The organism is Longimicrobiaceae bacterium (assembly GCA_035696245.1).
Lineage (GTDB): Bacteria > Gemmatimonadota > Gemmatimonadetes > Longimicrobiales > Longimicrobiaceae > DASRQW01.
On sequence record DASRQW010000462.1, the window covers coordinates 1 to 21,391 of the forward strand.

Consider the following 21,391-nt stretch of genomic DNA (forward strand, 5'->3'; position numbering starts at 1 on the left):
GTGCCCGCGCCCGCATCCCGCATCCCGCATCCCCGCATCTCCCGCATCGAACGCGACCCATCCCCGTTGCGGTAATCTCACCCGCCCCCCCTCATCTCCCGCCTCCGAAGTCGATTTTCGTCGCCGCGGCATCGGTCCTGCCATAGGTCGCGGCGGCGCGGGGATTTAACCATCCCCTCGGGCGCCGAGAACCGCCAGCTTGGCGGAGCAGGGCAGGTCCTCACCCCAATCCCACGGAGCGGGCGGTGGAAGACGAAACGACGCGGCGCTCCACGGGAGTTCCCGGTCTGGACGAGGTGCTGCACGGCGGGCTGATCGCGAAGCGGGCGTACCTGGTGCGCGGCGGGCCGGGCACGGGCAAGACCACGCTGGGCCTCCACTTCCTGCGCGCCGGCGTGCAGGCGGGCGAGGCGGCGCTGTTCATCGCCCTGGAGTCGTCGCCGTCGCAGCTCCGGGCCGACGCGGCGGGGCAGGGGTTCGACCTGGAGGGCGTGACCTTCCTGGACCTGAGCCCCACGCGCGAGTTCTTCGCCGAGAGCCGCAGCTACGACATCTTCTCGCCCGCCGACGTGGAGCGCGACCCCACCACGCAGCAGATCGTGCAGGCGGTGCACGAGGGCAAGCCCGGCCGCGTGTTCGTGGACGCGGTGACCACGCTGCGCTACCTGGCGCCCGACCTCTTCCAGTTCCGCAAGCAGGCGCTCTCGTTCGTGCGCTACCTGGTGGAGCACGGCGCCACGGTGCTGCTCAGCTCCGAGCCCACCACCAGCGTTCCCGACGACGACCTGCGCTTCATGGCAGACGGCATCATCGACCTGGACACCTCGCCCTTGCACGGGGTGCTGCGCCGCAGCCTGAGCGTCACCAAGTTCCGCGGGTCGGACTTCGAGGGCGGCGGCCACTCCATCCGCCTCACCGGCACCGGCATGGAGGTGTACCCGCGCCTGGTGCCCGTGGCCCACGAGCGCGAGTTCGTTCCCGAGGCCATCCCTTTCGGCGTGCTGGAGATGGACGAGATGCTGGGCGGCGGGCTGGAGCGCGGCACGATCACCATCATCAGCGGGCCCAGCGGGGTGGGGAAGACCACCGTGGGCATGCAGTTCATGAAGGAGGCGGCCAGCCGCGGCGAGCGTTCGGTGGTGTATGCCTTCGAGGAGCAGCGGGAGACGCTGCTGGAGCGCTGCGACAGCATCGGCATTCCCGCCCGCGAGATGATCGCGCAGGGCACGCTGTCGGTGGTCGTGGTGGAGCCGCTACGCTTCTCGCCCGGCGAGTTCGCGGTGATGGTGCGGCGCGAGGTGGAGGAGCGCAGCGCGCGGGTGGTGATGATCGACGGGATCTCCGGCTATCGCCTCACCCTGGCCGGCGACGACATGGTGAGCCACCTGCACAGCCTGGGACGCTACCTCAAGAACATGGGCGTGACCGTGCTGCTCATGAACGAGCTGCACAGCATCACGGGCGAGTTCCGCGCGACCGACGCGGGCATCAGCTACCTGTGCGACAACCTGATCTTCCTGCGCTACCTGGAGCTGGACGGCGAGCTGCGCAAGGTGATCGGCGTGCTCAAGAAGCGCATCACCGACTTCGAGAAGACGCTTCGGGAGATTCGCATCACGCCCGGCGGCCTTCGCGTGGACGAGCCGCTCCGCGGGCTGCGCGGCGTGCTGACCGGCACCCCCGAGCCGCTGGCGCAGGACGGGGGGATACAGCGTTGAGGCGCCCTTGAGCCGCGTGCTCCTGCTCCTGGACCAGAAGGAGAACCAGCGGCTCCTGGCCGAGTTCCTGGAGCTGTCGCACGACGTGGCCGTCGCGGCGGGCGACGGCGCGCTGGACGAGCCCTTCGACCTGTGCGTGGTGGACGGGCGGGCGCTGGACCGCGCCTGGGAGCGCGTGCAGGCACGCAAGGCCGCCGAGGAGCCGCTCTTCCTGCCCGTCCTGCTGCTCACCTCGCGGCCCGGGGTGAAGATGGTCACCCGCCACGTGTGGCAGGCCGTGGATGAGCTGATCGTCTCGCCCGTGGAGCGGCACGAGCTGCTGGCGCGGGTGGAGGTGCTGCTGCGCGCCCGCTCGCAGTCGCTGGAGCTGCGCCGCCGGGCAGACGAGGCGCGCGAGGCCGCCCGCACCCGCGACGAGGTGCTGGCAGTGGTCTCGCACGACCTGCGCAACCCCATCAACCTCGTGCTCACCAGCAGCTCCTTCGTGCTCGACATCCTGGGCGTGCCCGATCCCGTTCAGCGCGAGCAGCTGGACCTGATCAAGCGCGCCGCGGGGCAGATGAGCAGGTTGATCCAGGACCTGCTCGACGTGTCCACCATCGAGGCGGGCAAGCTGCCCATGGAGGCGCACCCCCAGACCGTGGAGTCGCTGATGGAGGAGGCGTGCGAGATGTTCGCCACGCCCGCCGCCGCGCGCCGTGTCGCGCTCTCGTGCCACAACCCGGCAGACTCGGTGCGGGTGATGGCCGATGCAGGCCGCGTGTCGCAGCTCTTCGGCAACCTGCTGGGCAACGCGCTGAAGTTCACGCCCGACGGCGGCGAGATCCGCCTCGCCGCGGTGCCCGACGGCGCCTTCGTCCGCTTCTCCGTGGCCGACACGGGCAAGGGTATCGAGCCGGACGAGCTGCCGCACGTCTTCGAGCGCTTCTGGCAGGCGCGGCGGACGGGCGAGGGCAGCGCCGGCCTGGGCCTCGCCATCTCCCGCGGCATCGTGAACGCGCACGGCGGGGAGATGTGGGTGGAGAGCGAGCTGGGGAACGGCACCACCTTCTTCTTCACCCTTCCGCTGGCGACCGCCGGCGGCGAAGGCGAGCCCGCGGATGCGGACGTCTCGTCCGAGCGCCGGAGGGGCGGCGATGCGGAGGACGCAGCTTCGGCGGGTTGATCGGAGGGTGTGACGTCCGCCCTGTGGCCAAAGCCCAGGCTACGACGGCACGAAGCCCGGCTGCGTGAGCTTCGGATTCGGCATGGAGGCGCTCGGACTTCGGTGATGCCGCTTCGGAAGCGACGAAGGTGCTGCGGATGAGAAAACGCGCGGAGCTTTCCTCTGCCGTGGAGCAGCCTGCGCAGGCAGGCTTCGCGCTTTCGTAGCCGCGGCTTCAGCCGCCCCCGGCGTGATGCCGCCGAAAAGCGAACCGGGCCGGCCCGCCCATCTGCGGCCCGGCCCGGTTCTCGTCGTGCTTCGGGAGATAGGACGATGCGCATCTCCCGTCATCGCTCGCTTCGGCTCACGCGGCCGTCCCTCCGAACCCCCGCGTCGCCTGCACCTCCGCGCGATACGCATCTACCTGCCGCGCGACTTCCGCCGCGTCCCAGCGGATGCCTGGCTGCGTGGCCATCATCTCCGCAACGGCCGGCGCGACGGAGAGGCCGCCGTCTTCCGCCTCGTAGAACAGGTGCAGGCGGCGGATGAGCACGTCCGAGAGCGTGATCGCCATCTCCGCGCGGACCGAGTGCGGCACCTCGGCCCAGATGTAGTGCCGGCCCTCTACAAGGCGTGCACCGAGGGACGAATCGGCGCGGACCTCCTCCAGCAGCGCGTCCGCATCTTCCCCGCGCGCGCGCGCGAGGTGCAGGCCCACGTCGTCGCCCATCCCCAGCTCCGCCGCCTCCCGGCGGATGCGCGCCTCGAAAGCCGCGTAATCGCCAAGGGGTGCGCCGGGTAGCGGCAGGTCCGCGGTGAGCGACCACGACGACACCGTCACGCCCTCCGCGCGGAGGATGCGTGCGGCGGCGTCCGTCGCCTGCTTCGCCATCACTCGGTACGTCGTCAGCTTTCCGCCCGCGATGTTCAGCAGGCCCGACGGGTCGCGCCAGATCTCGTGCTCGCGCGACGTGGCGCTCGCCGCCAGCCCGCTGCCCTTCGTCGCGGGCGCGAGCAACGGCCGGATGCCCGCCCACGTGCTCACCACGTCCGCGGCCGTCAGCTTCGCGTCCGGGAAGATGCCGTTCGCGGAATCCAGCAGGTAGCGCACGTCGTCGTCCGTCGCGGCCACATCCGCCGGGTCGCCTTCGAAATCGGTGTCCGTCGTGCCCACGTACGAGAAGTCGCCCCACGGCAGCACGAACATCACCCGCCCGTCCACCGGCGACGGGAAGGTGATCGCGTGCCGGTTGGCGAGACGGGCGTGCGGCACCATGATGTGCACGCCCTTGGTAGGCCGCAGCCTGGGCTGGGCCGACGGATCGGCAAGCCGCCGGACCGCGTCGCTCCACGGTCCCGCGGCGTTGACGACCACGCGCGCCCGCACCTCCACCGTGGCACCGGTGAGCCGGTCGCGCACGCGGGCGCCGCGCATCGCCCCATCTTCCTCGATGAACTCGAAGACCTCCCCGTAGGACACGACGGCCGCGCCGCTCTCGTGCGCGCCGCGGGCGTTCGCAAGCGTGAGTCGGGCGTCGTCCACCGCCGCGTCGTAGTAGAGCGCGGCACCGCGAACGGTGTCGCGCCGCAGCCCCGGCTCCGCTTCGGCGACGGCGGCGCGGCCCAGCATGCGGTGCGGGCGGATGTTGCGGAAGAGGGAGAGGAGGTCGTACAGCCACATCCCCGCCTGCAGCTTGCGGAAGTCGACGGGGCCGCCGCGGAAGACGGGGAAGAGGAACTCCTGGGGATGAACGAGATGCGGCGCCAGGCTCAACAGCCGGCGCCGCTCCGCGCTCGCCTCGAAGACCAGGCGCAGGTCGCCCGTCTCCAGGTAGCGGATCCCCCCGTGCACCAGCCGCGACGAGCGGCTGCTGGTGCCCCGGCCTATGTCTCCCGAATCGACCAGCGCCACCCGCAGCCCGCGCCCCGCCGCGTCGCGCGCGATGCCCGCGCCCGTTATGCCGCCGCCCACGACGAGCAGGTCCCACGTCTCGCCCGCCAGCGCGGTCCAGTGCTCCCGCCGCGCCTCGGCCGAGAAGGGGGGGAAGGCGGGCTCGGCGCTCACGGGCTCGTCCAGCGTCAGCCCAGGTCGGTGAAGCCGAGCGCCTTGAGCAGCGAGCCGAACGACACGTCGCTGTGGCTGAGCACGAACACGCCCTCGAAGGTGGTGTCCAGGAAGGTGAAGTCCGTCTCGATCATCAGCCCGTCGGGCGCGTCGGCGTCCAGTTGCGCGCGGTCGATCTCCAGGAGCTGCGGCGTGCCGATCATCACGCCCTTGCCCAGGAAGCTGCCCAGCACGCCCACGTACGCCGCGCAGACGATGTTGCCCATCTCGTTCAGCGCGGACCTCTCCAGCGGCCCCACCTCCACGTGGGCGGAGGGGTCGCGGCGCAGCATGAGCGCCACCATCCGCAGCGCGGTGTCCTTGGTGAGGATCAGCGACGCGCGCTCGCCGCCGTGCTCCGAGACGCCCTCGATGGGCACCGCCACGATCACCAGCGGCCCCCCGCCGGGAATGGTCTGCGACGTCTCCTGGCCGGGCACGAACTGGATGCGCGGCACCGAGATCATCACCGTGAGGCCGGTCAGCGCCGACAGGTTGGTGGCCGCGTGGCCCGCGCCGATATTCACGACCTCGCGGATCGCGTCGAGCTGCATGGGGGTGACTGGCGTGTCGTTCTTCATCTTCTCGCTTCGGCGTTCCGCTGTGCGTTTCTGGGTGGAGCCGGCGTGCGCAGCCGCACGGACCGGGCCGCGGGGGGCGAGGCGCGTCGGCCCGCCTGCTGATCTATGGGGCTACAGGCGCGGCACGGTCACGCCCACCTGGCCCTGGTACTTGCCCTTGCGGTCGGCATAGCTGACGTCGGGCGGCGAGTCGGACTCGAAGAAGATCACCTGCGCGATCCCCTCGTTGGCGTAGATGCGCGCGGGAAGCGGCGTGGTATTGGAGATCTCGAGCGTAACGAATCCTTCCCATTCTGGCTCGAAAGGAGTTACGTTCGTAATTATACCGCAACGCGCGTACGTGCTTTTCCCGACACAAAGTGTCATTACATTCCGCGGGATGCGGAAGTATTCGACGGAGCGGGCGAGGGCGAACGAGTTGGGGGGCACGATGCAGACGTCGCCCTCGAAGTTCACGAACGACTTGTCGTCGAAGTTCTTGGGGTCGACGATGGCGTTGTTGACGTTGGTGAAGATCTTGAACTCGCGGGCCACCCGCATGTCGTAGCCGTAGCTCGACACCCCGTACGAGATGGTGCCCTTCCGGACCTGCGCGTCCTCGTACGGCTCGATCATCCCGTGCTCGCGGGCCATGCGGCGGATCCAGTGGTCGGGCCGTATGCTCATGGGGCTGGCAGGGGGTTGAAGGGAGCACCCGGGGCCGGCAGGGCGCCGAACCTTTCCCGTAGGAACGGGGTCTGCGGATGCGTGCACGGGGTGGCTCGCAGGGCGGGGAAGCTATGCCCCCGCAACCCCCGCGGCAAGAGCGGAAAAGCGCCCCGGCCCTGCTTGACACCCCGCGTGGGCGGGCAGTATCTTGGGCCGTCCGCTTCCAAGTGAACGATTTCACAAACTCCGTCCGGGAGCCGCGCAGACGATGCTTCGCCCCTACCTGCCCGTGCTGATCATGCTCGCGCTGTCGGTTGCGCAGGCGATCGGTATGGTGATCCTCTCCACCGTGCTCAGCCCCGGGCGGGCGACCAAGGTGAAGGGCTCGCCGTACGAGTCGGGCATGGTGCCGCTGGGCAGCACGCGCGAGCGCTTCTCGGTCAAGTTCTACGTCGTGGCGATCCTGTTCATCGTCTTCGACGTGGAGACGGTCTTCCTGCTGCCCTGGGCCGTGTCGCTGCGGCAGCTGGGGTGGGCGGGGTTCGCCGCCGCGGGGATCTTCATCTTCATCCTCACGGTCGGCCTGGTCTACGAGTGGAAGAAGGGAGCGCTGGAATGGGACTGAACGAACCGGGCTCGCTGCCCGTTCACGACGATACGGACGCGCCGCAGGGCGACATCTTCTCCGGCAGCCCGACCTTCCTGACCACCAAGCTCGACGCGGTGGTCAACTGGGCCCGGCGCCAGTCGCTGTGGCCCATGCCGTTCGGCACCGCCTGCTGCGCCATCGAGATGATGGCCACCGCCGCGGCGCGCTACGACCTGGCGCGCTTCGGCATGGAGCGCATGAGCTTCTCGCCGCGCCAGGCCGACCTGCTCATCTGCGCCGGCCGCGTGCCGTACAAGATGGCGCCGGTGCTGCGGATGATCTGGGAGCAGATGCCCGAGCCCAAGTGGTGCATCTCCATGGGCGCCTGCGCCAGCTCCGGCGGCGTGTTCGACGTCTACAGCATGGTGCAGGGCATCGACACCATCATCCCGGTCGACGTCTACGTGCCCGGCTGCCCGCCCCGCCCGGAGGGGCTGATGTACGGCATCCTGCTCATCCAGGAGAAGATCAAGAACTCCGCGGCCACCTCGCGCGCCGAGTGGCGGGCGACCGACGACCTGCCGGAGAACGAGAGCTACCTCCCGGACGAGATCGTGGAGCATGTCACGGCGCCGTTCGGCAACTCGACCAAGCAGAACCGCTCGAGCGGCCTGGTGTCCACCGGCGCCGTCGTGCGGGCCTCCGACCGGCGGCCGTAGGGCGCCCGACGACATGGCAAACGACTTCAAGAAGGGCCTTGAAGGCCTGGACCAGGGCCCGGCCGCGCAGTCCGCGCCGGAGCCGGACGTGGTCCCGCCCGCGGGCGACCTGCCGCCGCACCCCAGCGTGGACGCGCTCCGCGAGCGCTTCGGTGACGACGTCCTCCGTCACGAGGTTGTCGCGGGCGACGAGCACATCGTCTACATCCGCGCCGGGAACAACCTCGCGATCCTCACCTGGCTGCGCGACGACCCGGCGCACCGGTACGACTTCCTGCAGGACGTGACCGCGGTCGACTACGGCGGCGGACGCATGATCCAGGTCGTCTACCAGCTCTGGTCGACGGTCCACAAGCGGCAGCTGCGCCTCAAGGCCGAGCTGCCGCTGGACGCGCTGGAGATCGACTCGGTCTACCACCTGTGGCGGGCGAGCGACTGGCTGGAGCGCGAGGTGTTCGACATGTTCGGCGTCGTCTTCCGCGGGCACGCCGACCTGCGCCGCATCCTGATGCCCGAGGCGTATGCCGAGGGGCACCCGCTGCGGAAGGACTTCCCGCTGCGCGGGCGCTTCACGCGGGCCGAGCAGACGCGGCGCGCGCTTTCCATGCGCACCGAAGACCACTACTCGCCGCAGGAGCTGGAGATCGCGCACATGCTCAACCAGCCGCTGCCGGGCCCGTTCGACGGCGCCGAGGCGGCCGGCGGGCAGGGCCAATTCGGGGGCATGGGAGGAGCGGGCTGATGGCACTCAGAAGGGTCGTCTACAACGTCACGCGCAACCCGGAGCTCTCTTCCGGCGGCAGCCTGGTCCACGCGCCCATCATGCCCGTGCAGGGCGAGGCCGTGCGCGCGCACGAGGACATCGCCGGCGAGCACATGCTCATCAACATCGGCCCGCAGCACCCGGCCACGCACGGCGTGCTTCGCCTGGTGCTGGAGCTGGACGGCGAGACGGTGGTGCGCTGCATCCCGCACATCGGCTATCTCCACTCGTCGTTCGAGAAGCTGGGCGAGTACCGCGACTGGAACCAGGTCGTGCCGCTCACCGACCGCATGGACTACCTGGCGCCGCTGATCTACAACTGCGCCTACGCCATGTCGGTCGAGAAGATGATGGGCATCGAGGTCACCGAGCGCTGCAAGGTGGTCCGCCTCATCTGCATGGAGCTGGACCGCATCTTCAGCCACCTGCTGTGGCTGGGCACGACGGCCATCGACCTGGGCGCCTTCACCGTCTTCCTGTACACGTTCCAGCAGCGCGAGCTGATCTACGACCTGCACGAGACGTTCACGGGTGCGCGGATCACCACTTCGTCCACCCGCATCGGGGGGATGATGGCGGACCTGCCGGCGGGGTGGATCGAGCAGCTGCAGAGCTTCCTCAAGGGCTTCCCGCGCGTCATCGACGAGGTCGAGACGCTGCTGACGAACAACGCCATCTGGATCGGGCGCACGCAGGGCGTGGGCTCCATCAGCGGCGACGACGCGATCAACTTCGGCCTCTCGGGGCCCAACCTGCGCGCGTCGGGGGTGGACTACGACATCCGCAAGGACCGGCCGTACTACGGCTACGAGACGTACGACTTCGACGTCCCGGTGGGCGAGCACGGCGACATCTACGACCGCTACCTCTGCCGGATGGAGGAGATGCGGCAGAGCGTGCGCCTGCTCCACCAGTTCATCGAGCGGCTGCCGGGCGGCTCCATCAACGTGGACGACCCGCGCGTGATCCTGCCGCCCAAGACGGCGGCGATGAACGACATGGAGAGCATGATCCACCACTTCAAGGTGGTCATGGAAGGCGTCCGCGCCCCGGTGGGCGAGTCGTGGTTCTCGGTCGAGTCCTCCAAGGGTGAGCTGGGGATGTACGTGGTCTCGGACGGAGGCAGCAAGCCGGTGCGCTGGCGCGTGCGCGGCCCCTCGTTCATCAACATCGCCGCGCTGCCGCACATGATCGAGGGGGCGCTGCTCTCCGACGTGATCGCGGTGAACGCGTCGCTCGACATCGTGCTGGGAGAGATCGACCGATGAGCGGCCACGCTTCCGCTGCAGAGCAGACCGACCCGACCTCGTGGCCCACGGCCGTGGCGAACCCCGGCTACGCGGGCGACACGGGCGAGTTCCCGCAGCTCACCGAAGACGACATCCGCGGGCTGACCTACGTGGGCCTCCGTCCGCGCGACGGCGGGCATGCCTCGGTCGCCGGCACGCTGCCGTACCAGGTCGCGGAGAAGCGTCCGGCGGACCCGATCTTCGTCGGAGAGTACGAGGAGCGCCTGGTGAAGGTGCTCTCGCGCTACCCGGACCGGCAGGCGGCGCTGCTCCCCGCGCTGCACATCGCCCAGGAGATCCGCGGCCATCTCTCGGCCGAGACGATGGACGAGGTGGCGGAGCGGCTCCAGCTTCCGCCGGCGTACGTGCGCGGCGTGGCGACCTTCTACACCATGTACAACCTGGGCCAGGTCGGTAAGTACCTGATCCAGGTCTGCACCAACATCTCCTGCAACCTGTGCGGTGGCGACGCCGTGTTCGAGGCGTTCCTGGACGCCACGGGCGCCGACGCGGGCGCCGTGTCGGACAACGGGCTGTGGACGGTGATGGAGGTGGAGTGCCTGGGCGCCTGCGGCTTCCCCACGGTGGTGCAGATCAACGACCGCTTCTTCGAGAACGTTCGGCCCGAGGACGTCCCGGCGATCCTCGCGCGGCTGACCTAGAGGTCACGATGGCCTATCCATACCGCCACCCCAGCGAGACCCTCGTCCTCTCCCAGTATTTCGGGGACCCCGAGGCGCGCACGCTCAAGGGGTGGGAGGCGCGCGGCGGCTACCAGGCGCTGCGCAAGGCGCTGGGGATGAGCCCCGGCGACATCGTCAACGTCGTGAAGGCCAGCGGCCTCCGCGGGCGCGGCGGGGCGGGCTTCCCCACGGGCGTGAAGTGGAGCTTCATGCCGCAGGCGTCGGAGAAGCCGCACTATCTCCTCTGCAACGCGGACGAGAGCGAGCCGGGGACGTTCAAGGACCGCGAGCTGATCCGCTGGACGCCGCACGCGCTGGTGGAAGGCTGCCTCCTGGGCGCCTACGCGATCCGCGCCAAGCACGCGTACATCTACATCCGCGGCGAGTTCTTCGAGCCCGCGCAGATCCTGGCGCGCGCCATCGAGGAGGCGTACGCGGCCGGGTACGCGGGCAAGGACGTGATGGGCAGCGGGCACGACCTGGACATCACGCTCCACCTGGGCGCCGGCGCGTACATCTGCGGCGAGGAGACGGGGCTGATGAACTCGCTGGAGGGCCGTCGCGGCGAGCCGCGGCTCAAGCCGCCCTTCCCGGCGGTCTCCGGCGCCTTCGGCAAGCCCAGCACCATCAACAACGTGGAGACGCTGATCGCCGCCGTGCACATCGTGCAGAACGGCGCCGACTGGTACAAGCAGTGGGGCACCGAGAAGAGCACCGGCACCAAGCTGTTCTGCGTGTCAGGACACGTGAAGCGGCCCGGCAACTACGAGGTTCCGCTGGGCTTCAACTTCAAGGAGTTCATCTACGACGTCTGCGGCGGCACGCCCAACGGCAAGGCCATCAAGGCGGTGATCCCCGGCGGCTCGTCGGTGCCCATCCTGACGGCCGACGAGCTGGACATCGGGATGGACTACGAGGCGATGGCGGCGGCGGGAACGATGCTGGGCTGCGGGTCGGTCATCATCATGGACGAGACGACCGACATCGTGAAGCAGGTGCGCCGGATGGTCGACTTCTACTCTCACGAGAGCTGCGGCCAGTGCACGCCCTGCCGCGAGGGCACGACGTGGGCGGCCAAGATCCTCCGCCGCATCGAGAACGGCCGCGGGCAGCCGGACGACATCGAGACGCTTCTGCAGATCTCCGACAACATGTCGGGCAAGACGATCTGCGTGCTGTCGGATGCCGCCGCGGCGCCGATCACGTCGTCGATCCAGAAGTTCCGGCACGAGTACGAGGCGCGTATGGGCGCCGGCGCCCCGGTCCTGGCGGGTGTTCGGTAGATCGGAACACGCCCGCTGACGTGTGTCGCCGGGAAGAGGACGCTGCGCGGTGTGTGGCTGTAGATGGCGGGACCGCGCGGGAGATCGCGCTTCATCCGGGTAGAGACGGGCCTTCACGGCCCTGGCTGAAGTCATACGAGGAGGCCCCTTGGCCGAAGAGACGACCGCGATCGAGACGGTGACCTGCACCATCGACGGCATGGAGATGACCGTTCCCAAGGGAACGCGCATCATCGACGCCGCGGCGATGGCGGGCATCGACGCGCCGCACTACTGCTACCACCCGGGCCTGAGCTCGCCGGCCCAGTGCCGCATGTGCCTGGTGGAGGTGGAGAAGGTGCCCAAGCTGGTGCCCGCGTGCACCGGCCAGGTGGCCGACGGCAACGTGATCCGCACGCAGAGCGAGAACGCGCTCAAGGCGCGCGAGGGCGTGCTGGAGTTCTACATGGTCAACCACCCGCTCGACTGCCCGGTCTGCGACCAGGCGGGCGAGTGCAAGCTCCAGGACTACATCTCGGCCGAGGGGCCGGCGATGGGGCGCCTGAAGGAGCCCAAGCGGGTGCTGGGCCGCGACGACTTCGGCGGCGACGTGCTCTTCTACGCGGACCGCTGCGTCATGTGCACGCGCTGCGTGCGCTTCATGCGCGAGGTCGCGCAGGACGAGCGCCTGGGCGTCGTCCAGCGCGGCAGCCGCAATGTCATCGACACCTTCTTCGACGAGGGTCTCGACGGCAACCTGTGGGCGGACAACATCGTCGACATCTGCCCGGTCGGCGCGCTGGTCAGCAAGGACTTCCTGCACAAGGCGCGGGCGTGGGACCTGGACCGGACGCCGTCCGTCTGCCCCAACTGCACGCAGGGCTGCAACATCCGCCTGGAGACGCGCGACAACCAGGTGATGCGCATCAAGCCGCGGCCCAACGAGGAGGTCAACTCGCACTGGATGTGCGACTTCGGCCGCCTCAACTACCAGTGGATCAACCGTGGCGGCCGCATCGAGGCCCCGCTCGTCCGCGACGCGTCGGGCCGCCTCTCTCCCGTCTCGTGGTCCGAGGCGCTGACCAAGCTGGCCGATGCGCTCCGCGGCTCGCGGGCCGGCGCGAAGGCAGTCGTCTCGCCCTTCATGGCGAACGAGGACATCGGCGCGCTCCGCCGGGTGATGGAGCAGGTGGGCGGCGGCAGCGGCGTCTTCCGCGTGGAGACGGGCGAAGAGGTGACGCTGCCCGGCTTCCCCAGCCTCAAGCTGCGGACGGACCGCGCGGCGAACGTGCACGGCGCCGAGGCTTTCGGCTTCACTCGCACGGGCGACGCGGACGGCAACGGCGGCATCGCCGACCTCTCGTCCTTCGACGGCACGCTCTTCGTGCTGGGCGACGAGCTGGCGGACGTGGATGCGACGTTCGGCGCGTCCGCCGGGCTGTTCGTCTACGTCGGGCACTTCCTCGCCCCGGCCGCGCGCAACGCGCATTTCGTCCTTCCCGCGACCACGTTCGCGGAGATGGAGGGCACGTTCACCAACGTGCAGCGCCGTGTGCAGCGCTTCTGGCCTGCGCTTCAGGTTCCGGGCATGGCGCGCCCCGCGTGGCAGATCCTGGGCGTGCTGCTCGCCGGCATCGGCGACGAGGGTGCTCCGGGCACGGCGGCGGATGCGTTCCACGCGCTGGGCAGCGTGCGGCCGGAGTTCGGCACGCTCCAGTGGGCGGACCTGGGCGCCGGGGGCGCGCTGCTTCCGCAGCCGGCGGCGGTGGGCGCGGGAACGCAGGGCTGACGAATCGGATCGAGCCCGCTCTCCGTCGACGAACGATCGGAGGGCGGGGCGGGGAAGGCCGGCGGGTCCGGCCTTTCCGCTTTTGACGGCGAGCAAGGGGACGCATCCGCTCCGGCGGTCACCTCTTAACCCAACGCGAGAATGCAGGCCGTAACCAACTCGAACTTGCACGACCTGGGCGACACCTCCTTCATCGTCTTCTCGACGATCAAGGTGCTGGTGGTGTTCCTGGTGCTCCTGGTCGTCGTGGCGCTCCTCACGCTGCTGGAGCGCAAGATCAGCGCGTGGATGCAGGACCGCCTGGGCCCCAACCGCGTGGGCTGGCAGGGCCTGGGCCAGCCGGCGGCCGACGGGCTGAAGAACATCCTCAAGGAAGAGACGCACCCGACGGAGTCGAACCGGGTCTTCTTCACCCTGGCGCCCATGCTGTCCATCATCCCCGCGATGGTCACCTTCGCGGTGATCCCGTTCGCGGCGCCGCTGCCCACGCGCTGGGGCGTGGTGCCCATGGTGGTGGCGGACCTGCCCATCGGGGTACTCTTCCTGCTCGCGTTCTCGTCGCTGGGCGTGTACGGCATCGTGATCGCCGGGTGGGCCAGCTACAACAAGTACGCGCTGCTGGGCGGCCTTCGCGCCGGCGCGCAGATGATCTCGTACGAGATCGCGCTGGGCCTGTCGCTGATGAGCGTCTTCTTCGTCACCGGCAACGTGTCGCTGAGCCAGATGGTGTGGCAGCAGCAGGAGATGCACGTGCCGTTCGGCATCTCGCTGGCCGTCTCGTTCTTCTTCTTCTTCATCTCGTCGTTCGCCGAGACCAACCGCCTCCCCTTCGACCTCCCCGAGGCCGAGTCGGAGCTGGTGACCGGCTACCACACCGAATATTCGTCGATGAAGTTCAGCATGTTCTTCATCGCCGAGTACTCGCACGTGCTCACGGTGTCGGCGCTGATGGCCACGATCTTCTGGGGCGGGTGGGACATCCCGTTGCTCCAGTCGGACAACATGTACGGGATGGCGAACGGCCACTGGGTGGGCCACGCGCCGAGCGTGCTGATCACCATCGCGACGCTGCTCATGTTCTTGGCGAAGACGTTCATCTTCATCCTGATCTTCATGCTGGTGCGCTGGACGGTGCCGCGCTTCCGCTACGACCAGGTGATGGACCTGGGGTGGAAGATCATGCTGCCCGCCGCCCTCGTGGCCGTGGTCGCGACCGCGGCCACGGTGCTGGCGCTCGACTCGTACGGCATCGAGCCCGCGGGCCTGTATGGGCCCAAGCTGGGCGGCCACGCGTGGCTGCCGGTGTACGGGCTGACGCTGACGGTGGTGAACGTGGCGATGCTCGCCATCGTGCTGTGGATCATGGACCGCGGGCGGACCCTGGTGGGCACCGGCTCGCTCGACGAGAAGCGGGAGCGCGCGCGGGAGCTCGCACGCGCCCGCGCCGCCCGCCACCAGCTCGCAACCGGCAGGAACGTCTAATGGCAGGCACTACCCGCGTGATGAAGCGCCCGGTGCGGAAGTCGTCGTACATCCGGGCCACGCTCCAGGGCATGGCGCTCACCTTCCGGCACATGGTGAAGGCGGGCGACAACAAGACCGTCACCATCCAGTACCCGGACGAGAAGAAGCACATCTCGCCCCGGTGGCGCGGCACGCACGTGATGGAGACGCACGAGGACGGCCGCCCCAAGTGCGTGGCGTGCGGCCTGTGCCCCACCATCTGCCCCGCCAACTGCATCAAGCTGGTGCCGGGCGAGGACGACCAGGGCAACCGCTACCCGATCGTGTACGAGATCGACGAGTTCCGCTGCATCTTCTGCGGCATGTGCCAGGAGGTGTGCCCGGTGGAGGCCATCCACGTGGGCCAGCACTACGAGAACGCCGAGTACACGCGCAGCAACTTCGTGTACGACCTGGAGCGGCTGATGGCGCAGACGCACCCGTCCACCCTGCTCTGGGACCCCTCGGACCCGGCGGGCGAGTAACGATCCGAACGACCGCCGCACCGCATCGACCGTAGATGCGGGGCGGCGGAGTCGCGGCCCCGCGGCGGGCGCGGCGCACGACTGTGGCACCACGCGACGAACTTCGTCCCACGGACCGATGATTCAAGCTCTCTTCTGGCTCTTCGCCATCCTCGCCGCCTCGTCGGCGCTGCTGATGGTGACGCGGAAAAGCCCCGTCGCCAGCGCGATGTGGCTGATCGGCACCTTCTTCTGCCTGGCGGCCATCTACACGCTGCTCGGGGCCTACTTCATCGGGATCATCCAGATCCTGGTGTACGCGGGCGCCATCATGATCCTGTTCCTGTTCGTGATCATGCTGCTGAACCTGGGCAACGACTTCGAGCCCGACATCCGCTCGAACGTGTGGAAGGTGATCGCGGCGGGCACCGGGCTGGTCGTCATCGCCCTGCTCGCCCGCGCCTTCTCCGGCAACATGGCCATGCCGCTGGGTCGCACGGCCGGGCCCGGGCTGCTGGCGCAGGGCCTGGCGGAGCGCGGCACCGTGGGCGTGATCGCCATCCCAATGTACACGGACTACATGGTCCTCCTGCAGGCCACCGCCATCCTGCTCCTCGTCGCGGTGGTCGGCGCCGTGGTCCTCGCCAAGCGGAACGTGTGAGATGAGCGACGTCATCCCCCTCCAGGCATCGCTGGGCTTGAGCGCCGTGCTGTTCGCCATCGGCGCGGCGGGCGTGGTGCTGCGGCGCAACGCGATCATCCTGTTCATGTGCGTGGAGCTGATGCTCAACGCGGTGAACCTGGCCTTCGTGGCGCTGTCGCCGTACGCCGGCGTGCAGGGCCAGGTCTTCGTCTTCTTCGTCATCGCCGTGGCGGCCGCCGAGGCCGCGGTGGGCCTGGCGATCGTGATCTCGGTCTTCCGGCACAAGGAGTCGGTGGACATCAAGAACTTCAGCCTGCTCCGGTGGTAGAGGCACAGTGATCCTCCTCCTTCAAGAAGCCGCGCACGCGGCCGGGCAGGCGTCCGAGACCGGCGGCACGTTCACGCCGCTGCTCCCGGGCCTCATCATCCTTCTCCCGCTCCTCGGCTTCGTCGCCAACGGGCTGCTCTCCGTCCTCGCCGCGCGCCGCGCGCTGCCGCGGTTCGCGGCCGTCGGCAGCGACCACGGGCACGGCCACGACGACAACCAGGCGAGCGAGCAGGAGCACCACGATCACGGATCGGACCCGCACCCCGCCGACCACGCGCACGACGTCCACGGGCACGATGCGCACGGGCACGACGACCACGGGCACGCGCACGGGCCGAAGCCCTTCACGCACGTACTGCCGTCGTTCATCGCCACGGGCGTGCTGCTCGCGGCGTTCGCCATCGCGCTGGCGAACTTCTTCCGCATGCGCGCCGGGCACCCCACGACGCCGTGGGTGCACGAGTACTGGAGCTGGATGCCGGTGGGCACCCTGAGCGTGGGCGCCTCGCTGCAGCTGGACCAGCTTTCCATGCTGATGACGCTGATCGTCACCGGCGTGGGCTCGCTGATCCACATCTTCTCCATCGGCTACATGAACGAGGACCCCGGGTACCCGCGCTTCATGGCGTACCTGAACCTCTTCATCTTCTTCATGCTCACCCTCGTCCTGGGCGCCAGCTACCCGGTGATGTTCGTGGGCTGGGAAGGTGTGGGCCTCTGTTCGTACCTGCTGATCGGGTTCTGGTTCAAGGAGAAGGCGAACGCCGACGCGGGCAAGAAGGCGTTCATCGTCAACCGCATCGGCGACTTCGGCTTCCTCATCGCCATGTTCCTGCTCTTCTGGAACGTGGGCAAGCTGGACTTCGTGGGCGTGAACGAGGCGCTGACGAAGAGCGGCGGCCCGCTCGTCTTCGGCGGGGCGGTGGTGACGGCGATCGCGCTCTTCTTCTTCCTGGGCGCCTGCGGCAAGAGCGCGCAGATCCCGCTGTACGTGTGGCTGCCGGACGCAATGGCGGGCCCCACGCCCGTCTCCGCGCTGATCCACGCGGCGACGATGGTCACGGCCGGCGTCTACCTGGTGGTCCGCTCCAACGGCATCTTCGCCATGGCGCCCAAGGCGTCGCTGGTGGTGGCCATCGTGGGCGCGCTCACGGCGATCTTCGCGGCGTCCATCGGCCTGAAGCAGTGGGACATCAAGAAGGTGCTGGCGTACTCCACCGTGTCGCAGCTCGGCTTCATGTTCGCCGGCGTGGGCATGGGCGCGTACACGGCCGGCGTCTTCCACCTGATGACGCACGCCTTCTTCAAGGCCTGCCTCTTCCTGGGCTCCGGCGCCGTCATCCACTCGATGCACGCCGCCCTCCACGCCACGCATTCCGATGCGGACGCGCAGGACATGCGCAACATGGGCGGGCTGCGGAAGTACCTCCCCATCACCTTCTGGACGATGGGCCTGGCGACGCTCGCCATCGCGGGCATCCCGCCGCTGGCCGGCTTCTTCAGCAAGGACGAGATCGTCGGCGCGGCTTGGGACGGCGCGCACGACCAGCTCGGCCTGGTCTCCGGCCTCCGCAGCGTCGGCTCCGACGGGACGACGTGGCTGTGGCTGATCTGGGCCGCGCTGTCGATCGCGTCGTTCATGACGGCCTTCTACATGGGCCGGATGATGATCTACACCTTCTTCGGCGACAATCGCACGGGCGAGACGGAGCGCAAGCACCTGCACGAGGGGAGCTGGACGCTCACGCTGCCTCTCGTGGTCCTCGCTGCGGCGTCGGTCCTGGGCGGCTTCCTGAACGTCGAAGCCGAGGTGCCGATCGTACGGAACCTGAACCTCCTGGGCCTGGGCGAGTCGCTGCACCACTGGCTGGAACCGGTGCTGGAGCCTTCGGCCAGGGTGATGGCGCAGGCCGGCATCGCCGCGCCGCAGGTGGAGCACACGGCGACGCCCATCCTGATCGCCATCGTGCTCGGCGTGCTGGGCCTCGGCCTCGCGTGGGGGATGCTGGCGAGCCGCAAGCTGCGCGTCGCGACGGAGGAGCCGAGCTACGGCAACGTCCCGGAGCGCGTGCTCTACAACAAGTACTACGTGGACGAGCTGTACGACCGCATCGTCGTGCGCCCCGTGGGCTGGCTGTCGCGCCTTGAAGCGGGCTTCGACAAGTACGTGATCGACGGCACGGTCGACCTGGTGGGCCGCATGGTCCAGTGGGTGGGCTTCGCCGCCGGCCGGGTGCAGACGGGGCAGGTCAACACCTATGCGTTCATGATCCTCGTGGGGGTGGTGGGCGTGCTCGCCGCGCTGACCCGCTTCGCCCTCTAGACGCCGGCACCGCAATGCAATCTTTCTACGGAACGCACTGGGTCCTGACCTTCCTGATCGTCTTCCCGCTGCTGGGCGCCCTGCTCTGCTACGCGGTGCGGCACGAGCAGGCCCGATGGATGGCGCTGGGCGTGGCGGTGGTCGAGCTCCTGGTGTCGCTGCCGCTGTTCTGGTCGTTCGACGCCGGGCGCACGTGCAAGATGTCGGGCGCCACGGGGATGACCGGCGGGCCCACGACGTGGACGCAGGGCAGCGTTCCCTTCCAGAACTGCGCGGACAAGGTGTGGTTCGCCGACTGGGGCATCCACTACCGGCTGGGCCTGGACGGCATCTCGCTCTTCATGGTGCTGCTCACCACGCTGCTGCTGCCGCTGATGGTGCTGGGCTCGTGGACGTACATCCGCGACCGGCAGAAGACGTACTATGCCATGCTGCTCGCCCTCACCTCGGGTGTGGTGGGCGTCTTCGTATCGCTGGACATGTTCGTCTTCTACCTGTTCTGGGAGATGATGCTGATCCCGATGTACTTCCTGATCGGGATCTGGGGCGGCAAGGAGCGCATCTACGCGGCGGTGAAGTTCTTCCTGTACACGGCGGCCGGCTCGCTGCTCATGCTGGTGGCGATCCTGTACCTGTTCTGGAAGACGTCGCATAACCCCGCGCTGGGCGCCAGCTTCTCGTACTTCGACGTGATGCGCGTGGGCCTCAGCGCCCGCGAGCAGACGTACCTGTTCCTGGCCTTCGCCATCGCGTTCGCCATCAAGGTGCCGGTCTTCCCGTTCCACACCTGGCTGCCGCACGCGCACGTGCAGGCGCCCACGGCGGGCTCGGTGATCCTGGCCGGCGTGCTGCTGAAGATGGGCACCTACGGCTTCATCCGCTTCGCCCTGCCGCTCTTCCCGGCGGCCTCGGGCTCGCCCGGCGTGATCAAGTGGGCGCTGGTGCTGGGGCTGATCGGGATCATCTACGCGGCCATGGTGGCGGCGGTGCAGCCCAACGCCAAGCGGCTGGTGGCATATACATCGGTCGCCCACCTGGGCTTCGTGATCCTGGGCATCTTCGCGTACAACATCCAGGGCATGCAGGGCGCGCTGCTGGTGATGATCGGCCACGGCCTGTCCACGCCCATGCTCTTCTTCCTGCTGGGCATGCTGTACGAGCGGCGCCACACGTACGAGATCGCCGACTTCGGCGGCCTGGCGGCGTCGATGCCGGTGTTCGCGGCCATGCTGGTCTTCGCGGCCATGGCCTCCATCGGCCTGCCGGGCACCGCGGGCTTCGCCAGCGAGTTCCTGGTCCTGCTGGGCATCTTCGGCTCTCACCCGGTGGTGGCGCTCATCGCCTCGACCGGCGTGATCTTCGCCGCGTACTACATGCTGCCCATGGTGCAGCGCACGGTCTTCAACGCGCTGGACCGGCCGGCCAACCGCGACGTGCCGGACCTGAACGGGCGCGAGCTGGCCATCCTGCTGCCGCTGGTGGTGCTGATCCTGTGGCTGGGCGTGTACCCCAAGCCGGTCCTGGACCGCATGGCCCCCGCGGCCGAGGCGGTGATCTCTACGGTCGCGCGCGGCGCGGCCGTGCAGACCGACGAGCCCGTGGCCGTGGCCGACCCCCGCAATCCGTAGCCGAACGCCGACATGCTCATCGAACTCATCCAGCTCGGCCGCGGCGCTACGTTGGACCTGGCCCGCCAGCCGGACTACTTCCGGGCGCTGCTGCCGGAGATCGTGCTCACGCTGGGCGCCATGCTGGTGCTGCTCGCCGACGTGCTGCAGAAGGGCAACCGCTCGCAGCCGTCGCGCCCGTGGGTGCCGTGGCTGACGGTGGCCGTGATCCTCGCCACCGCCGTCGCGAACTTCTTCCTGCTCGGCGTGACCGACGTCTCCACCACGGGCCTGGTGGCGGTGGACGGCTTCCGCGTCTTCATCAACTTCGTCTTCCTGATCTCGGCCCTGCTCTCGGTCGCCATCTCGGTGGGCTACCTGGACCAGCGCGGCATGAACCGGGGCGAGTTCTACGCGCTGCTGCTGTTCGCCACGCTGGGCATGATGCTGATGGGCGCCGCGCGGGACCTGATGATGGTTTTCGTGGGGCTGGAGCTGATGTCCATCTCCATCTACGTGCTGGTCGGCTTCGACCGGGCGGACCCGCGCAGCGCCGAGGCGTCGCTCAAGTACTTCCTGCTGGGCGCCTTCTCCAGCGGCTTCTTCCTGTACGGCATCGCCCTGCTGTTCGGCAGCGTGGGCAGCACGCACCTGCCCGCCATCGCCTCGGCCCTGGCCGACGGCTCGCGGGGCACGGACCTGATGCTGCTGGCGGGCGTGGCGCTCACCATGGTGGGCTTCGCCTTCAAGGTCGCCGCCATCCCGTTCCACATGTGGACGCCGGACGCGTACGACGGCGCCCCCACGCCCGTGACGGCGCTGATGTCCACCGGCGTGAAGGCGGCGGCGTTCGCCTCCTTCATCCGCGTCTTCGTGCTGGCGCTGATCGGCGTCTCGCCGCAGTGGGCGAACGCGGTGTGGTGGCTGGCGGCGCTCACGATGGTCATTGCGAACCTCGTGGCGGTCACGCAGGGCAGCGTGAAGCGGATGCTGGCGTACTCGTCCATCGCGCACGCGGGCTACCTGCTCGTGGCCGTGCTGGCGGCGAACGACGACGGCGCCTCGGCGTTCCTCTTCTACCTGCTCGCGTACACGGTCACCACCATCGGCGCGTTCGGCATCGTGACGGCCAACGCGCGCGACGGGATGGAGCGGGTGACGCTGGAGGACTACGCGGGCTTCGGCTGGCAGCAGCCGCTGCTGGGCGGCCTGTTCTCCATCTTCCTGCTCTCGC

General features: G+C 69.0%; 19 protein-coding genes. 16 read left to right on the plus strand and 3 right to left on the minus strand.

The annotated features are described in order from the left end of the window. Positions 1–245: 245 nt before the first annotated feature. Positions 246–1,718, plus strand: a complete 1,473-nt coding sequence (locus VFE05_20855; protein HET6232538.1) for an ATPase domain-containing protein — start codon at positions 246–248, stop codon at positions 1,716–1,718. A gap of 16 nt (positions 1,719–1,734) precedes the next feature. Next, positions 1,735–2,883, plus strand: a complete 1,149-nt coding sequence (locus VFE05_20860) for a HAMP domain-containing sensor histidine kinase (protein HET6232539.1) — start codon at positions 1,735–1,737, stop codon at positions 2,881–2,883. A gap of 343 nt (positions 2,884–3,226) precedes the next feature. Here VFE05_20860 and VFE05_20865 read toward each other — a convergent pair whose 3' ends face one another. The 3 genes from VFE05_20865 to dcd all read right to left on the minus strand — a co-directional run bounded on the left by VFE05_20865 (position 3,227) and on the right by dcd (position 6,213). Continuing rightward, the gene (locus VFE05_20865; protein HET6232540.1) at positions 3,227–4,927 is read right to left on the minus strand and encodes a glycerol-3-phosphate dehydrogenase/oxidase; all 1,701 of its coding nucleotides are present in this window, start codon (positions 4,925–4,927) and stop codon (positions 3,227–3,229) included. A 14-nt stretch (positions 4,928–4,941) separates the two neighbouring features. After that, positions 4,942–5,547, minus strand: coding sequence for a chemotaxis protein CheC (locus VFE05_20870; protein ID HET6232541.1), 606 nt, complete (start codon positions 5,545–5,547; stop codon positions 4,942–4,944). Positions 5,548–5,658: 111 nt separating this feature from the next. After that, on the minus strand, positions 5,659–6,213 hold the full coding sequence (gene dcd / locus VFE05_20875) for a dCTP deaminase (GenBank protein HET6232542.1): 555 nt from the start codon (positions 6,211–6,213) through the stop codon (positions 5,659–5,661). Positions 6,214–6,463: 250 nt separating this feature from the next. On the opposite strand from dcd, the gene ndhC reads away from it, so the two are divergent. From ndhC to VFE05_20945, 14 genes are all read left to right on the plus strand, one after another. Continuing rightward, positions 6,464–6,820 carry an NADH-quinone oxidoreductase subunit A gene (gene ndhC, locus VFE05_20880; GenBank protein HET6232543.1) on the plus strand — a complete coding sequence of 119 codons (357 nt, stop codon included), beginning with the start codon at positions 6,464–6,466 and terminating at the stop codon, positions 6,818–6,820. Continuing rightward, positions 6,811–7,503, plus strand: coding sequence for an NADH-quinone oxidoreductase subunit NuoB (gene nuoB, locus VFE05_20885; GenBank protein ID HET6232544.1), 693 nt, complete (start codon positions 6,811–6,813; stop codon positions 7,501–7,503). The genes ndhC and nuoB overlap by 10 nt, the downstream gene beginning before the upstream one ends. A 13-nt stretch (positions 7,504–7,516) precedes the next feature. Beyond that, the gene (locus VFE05_20890) at positions 7,517–8,245 is read left to right on the plus strand and encodes an NADH-quinone oxidoreductase subunit C (protein HET6232545.1); all 729 of its coding nucleotides are present in this window, start codon (positions 7,517–7,519) and stop codon (positions 8,243–8,245) included. After that, entirely contained in the window at positions 8,245–9,534 is a 1,290-nt protein-coding gene (gene nuoD, locus VFE05_20895) for an NADH dehydrogenase (quinone) subunit D (protein ID HET6232546.1), read from the plus strand. The genes VFE05_20890 and nuoD overlap by 1 nt, the downstream gene beginning before the upstream one ends. Then, positions 9,531–10,217 (plus strand): NAD(P)H-dependent oxidoreductase subunit E, encoded by a 687-nt coding sequence (locus tag VFE05_20900; GenBank protein ID HET6232547.1) that lies wholly within the window; start codon positions 9,531–9,533, stop codon positions 10,215–10,217. The genes nuoD and VFE05_20900 overlap by 4 nt, the downstream gene beginning before the upstream one ends. An 8-nt stretch (positions 10,218–10,225) precedes the next feature. Continuing rightward, positions 10,226–11,521 (plus strand): NADH-quinone oxidoreductase subunit NuoF, encoded by a 1,296-nt coding sequence (nuoF, locus tag VFE05_20905; GenBank protein HET6232548.1) that lies wholly within the window; start codon positions 10,226–10,228, stop codon positions 11,519–11,521. Positions 11,522–11,669: 148 nt separating this feature from the next. Beyond that, positions 11,670–13,289: a molybdopterin-dependent oxidoreductase gene (locus VFE05_20910; protein ID HET6232549.1), complete on the plus strand. Its 1,620-nt coding sequence runs from the start codon at positions 11,670–11,672 to the stop codon at positions 13,287–13,289. Positions 13,290–13,430: 141 nt separating this feature from the next. After that, entirely contained in the window at positions 13,431–14,771 is a 1,341-nt protein-coding gene (locus tag VFE05_20915; protein ID HET6232550.1) for a complex I subunit 1 family protein, read from the plus strand. Next, positions 14,771–15,277: an NADH-quinone oxidoreductase subunit I gene (locus tag VFE05_20920; GenBank protein HET6232551.1), complete on the plus strand. Its 507-nt coding sequence runs from the start codon at positions 14,771–14,773 to the stop codon at positions 15,275–15,277. Before VFE05_20915 ends, VFE05_20920 begins: the two co-directional genes overlap by 1 nt. A 118-nt stretch (positions 15,278–15,395) precedes the next feature. Beyond that, positions 15,396–15,917, plus strand: a complete 522-nt coding sequence (locus VFE05_20925; protein HET6232552.1) for an NADH-quinone oxidoreductase subunit J — start codon at positions 15,396–15,398, stop codon at positions 15,915–15,917. A gap of 1 nt (position 15,918) precedes the next feature. Next, on the plus strand, positions 15,919–16,227 hold the full coding sequence (gene nuoK, locus VFE05_20930; protein ID HET6232553.1) for an NADH-quinone oxidoreductase subunit NuoK: 309 nt from the start codon (positions 15,919–15,921) through the stop codon (positions 16,225–16,227). A gap of 7 nt (positions 16,228–16,234) precedes the next feature. Next, positions 16,235–18,550 (plus strand): NADH-quinone oxidoreductase subunit L, encoded by a 2,316-nt coding sequence (gene nuoL / locus VFE05_20935; protein ID HET6232554.1) that lies wholly within the window; start codon positions 16,235–16,237, stop codon positions 18,548–18,550. Between the two features lie 14 nt (positions 18,551–18,564). Then, positions 18,565–20,178 (plus strand): NADH-quinone oxidoreductase subunit M, encoded by a 1,614-nt coding sequence (locus VFE05_20940; GenBank protein HET6232555.1) that lies wholly within the window; start codon positions 18,565–18,567, stop codon positions 20,176–20,178. Between the two features lie 12 nt (positions 20,179–20,190). Continuing rightward, positions 20,191–21,391, plus strand: a 1,201-nt coding sequence (locus tag VFE05_20945) for an NADH-quinone oxidoreductase subunit N (GenBank protein ID HET6232556.1), incomplete at its 3' end; no start/stop codon positions are given.

What these genes read in the sequence shown, in the direction of transcription:
- VFE05_20870 (HET6232541.1), bottom strand. Translation starts at nt 5,547, where the DNA reads ATGAAGAACGACACGCCAGTCACCCCCATGCAGCTCGACGCGATCCGC.
- dcd (HET6232542.1), bottom strand. Translation starts at nt 6,213, where the DNA reads ATGAGCATACGGCCCGACCACTGGATCCGCCGCATGGCCCGCGAGCAC.
- ndhC (HET6232543.1), top strand. Translation starts at nt 6,464, where the DNA reads ATGCTTCGCCCCTACCTGCCCGTGCTGATCATGCTCGCGCTGTCGGTT.
- nuoB (HET6232544.1), top strand. Translation starts at nt 6,811, where the DNA reads ATGGGACTGAACGAACCGGGCTCGCTGCCCGTTCACGACGATACGGAC.
- VFE05_20890 (HET6232545.1), top strand. Translation starts at nt 7,517, where the DNA reads ATGGCAAACGACTTCAAGAAGGGCCTTGAAGGCCTGGACCAGGGCCCG.
- nuoD (HET6232546.1), top strand. Translation starts at nt 8,245, where the DNA reads ATGGCACTCAGAAGGGTCGTCTACAACGTCACGCGCAACCCGGAGCTC.
- VFE05_20900 (HET6232547.1), top strand. Translation starts at nt 9,531, where the DNA reads ATGAGCGGCCACGCTTCCGCTGCAGAGCAGACCGACCCGACCTCGTGG.
- nuoF (HET6232548.1), top strand. Translation starts at nt 10,226, where the DNA reads ATGGCCTATCCATACCGCCACCCCAGCGAGACCCTCGTCCTCTCCCAG.
- VFE05_20915 (HET6232550.1), top strand. Translation starts at nt 13,431, where the DNA reads ATGCAGGCCGTAACCAACTCGAACTTGCACGACCTGGGCGACACCTCC.
- VFE05_20920 (HET6232551.1), top strand. Translation starts at nt 14,771, where the DNA reads ATGGCAGGCACTACCCGCGTGATGAAGCGCCCGGTGCGGAAGTCGTCG.
- VFE05_20925 (HET6232552.1), top strand. Translation starts at nt 15,396, where the DNA reads ATGATTCAAGCTCTCTTCTGGCTCTTCGCCATCCTCGCCGCCTCGTCG.
- nuoK (HET6232553.1), top strand. Translation starts at nt 15,919, where the DNA reads ATGAGCGACGTCATCCCCCTCCAGGCATCGCTGGGCTTGAGCGCCGTG.
- VFE05_20940 (HET6232555.1), top strand. Translation starts at nt 18,565, where the DNA reads ATGCAATCTTTCTACGGAACGCACTGGGTCCTGACCTTCCTGATCGTC.